Origin of the sequence: Brevibacillus sp. NRRL NRS-603 (assembly GCF_003013445.1) — a bacterium.
In the GTDB taxonomy this organism is placed as follows: domain Bacteria; phylum Bacillota; class Bacilli; order Brevibacillales; family Brevibacillaceae; genus Brevibacillus; species Brevibacillus formosus.
The window spans coordinates 129,220-130,880 of sequence record NZ_PXZN01000016.1 but is presented as its reverse complement, the minus strand read 5'-3'; the positions used below and the strand labels follow the sequence as shown (position 1 = coordinate 130,880).

2 protein-coding genes are annotated in these 1,661 nt (G+C 46.6%); both read right to left on the bottom strand.

The features are described 5' to 3' along the window. Positions 1-20: 20 nt before the first annotated feature. Complete coding sequence (locus tag C7R94_RS16055; protein WP_106782770.1) at positions 21-836, bottom strand: methyltransferase domain-containing protein; 816 nt, start codon at positions 834-836, stop codon at positions 21-23. 8 nt (positions 837-844) lie between these two features. Then, positions 845-1,639, bottom strand: a complete 795-nt coding sequence (locus tag C7R94_RS16050) for an alpha/beta hydrolase (RefSeq protein ID WP_106782768.1) — start codon at positions 1,637-1,639, stop codon at positions 845-847. Positions 1,640-1,661: the final 22 nt, after the last annotated feature.

The following is a 1,661-nucleotide window of genomic DNA, read 5'->3' as shown; positions in this document are numbered from 1 at the left end:
ACTCGACTCCCCCCTTTCATCTACACCGATTTCTCACCAACAGCCATGTACAGCTGTCTGAGAATGGAATGACCTTCCGTCTTCAGCATGTTTCGCCATGCCACAGATAGCTTGCCCAGCGCCTTACTGGATAAATAGCCGTCACGTACCAACTGCACAGGAATGCCTACACCCTCCGACTTTAGAAACATTTCATACCCGAGAAGCTCACTGTGAGCGCAAATGACTTCAAAATCTATTTTTCCAAGTCCGCCTTGCTTTAGCACCGTTGGCAGTTCACGACCGATTTTCGGGTTGCCGCCTTCCGCATAGCGGGCCGCACAGTAGGCATCATACAGCTCTCGCAATTCGGGTACATGCGGGGTGGTCATGATGTGCATCTCGAAATCATTGTCGATAAATACCGCTTTGCCACCTGGTTTTAACAACCTCGCTACTTCACGAACCGCACCGACTGGGTCGGGTAAATGCTCCAATACGAGTCGAGTAATGGCAAAATCATAGGAATCGCTAGGTAAGCCAGTTTCCATAATCGATCCCTCGACGATCTCAAATCGATCCGATTGCTTTTGTGTCAAATAGTTTTTGGAATAATCAACGAGTAGAGGATCAATCTCTAATCCCGTCACTCTGCCATTTGGAAACGCCTGCATGACCTTTTCCATCACGAATCCAGGCCCCGAGCCCAGCTCTATGACCGACATCCCATCTGTCAGACCAAACTCGATATAATGCTTCAGCTCTTTCTCCCAAAACAACTCCACCTGCGATTTCAAACGTTCTATTTCTACCTCAACATTCGTTGCAATGTTTGCGATTTGATAAGAACCTTCCATGTTATTCCCTACCTCCGCCATTCAGATATAGATTCGTTCAAAAAAGCCAAAATGTGCCCAGCAACAGCTTCCCATTCAGGGTCAAGCATCATATCATGACTGACATTTGGGAACAGAACAGGCTCGATTCCGTATGTTTTGCCAATTCGGCGCGTTGTTTTCTCAGAAATCATCCGATCCTTTTGGGAGCCGAGAACCAGCATCGGAGCTTTCGGACTGATGGTTTTGGGAACAATTTTTCCATTCATCTCGGTTCTTGCTTTCAGTGATTCAGGCTGCAAGAGCTTCACCCACTCGTCCTTTTTTTCCATCGGCAGCTCCTTGGAAAAAAAGACATTGGCAAGCAGTGAGGCATCTCGTTTTTCGTTATATGTAAACAGTTGCATAGCTTCCTTAAAATTCCTGAACATCAATCGGAATAAGTCACGCATCCCGCCATGTGGAGGAATCGAGGCAACGAGAACGGTACCCGAGATTAAATCTGGATGCTGGTGCAATATCTTTTGCACAATTCCTCCGCCCATGGAGTGTCCGATCAGCACTGGTTTGTTTCTTAGACGCGCGATTACTTCCAGAACATCATCCATGTAGTCCTGAAGAGTGTAGGAATGAAGATTTTCAAAGCCGTCACTTTCACCGTGTCCACGAAGGCTCAGCGCGTAAGACGAAAAGCCTTTGTCCGCAAAATAAGGAAGGAAGTTTTTTTCCCAACACCATGCTCCATGACATGCTCCATGTACAAAAAGAAGAGGCGCTTCGCTAGAAACGCCTTGCGGATGGTATTCTATTAGTTCCAAATTCATTTTCGCCGTTCCTTTCTTATTT

Coding starts and splice junctions, on each gene's coding strand:
- C7R94_RS16050 (WP_106782768.1), bottom strand. CDS start 1,639: ATGAATTTGGAACTAATAGAATACCATCCGCAAGGCGTTTCTAGCGAA.
- C7R94_RS16055 (WP_106782770.1), bottom strand. CDS start 836: ATGGAAGGTTCTTATCAAATCGCAAACATTGCAACGAATGTTGAGGTA.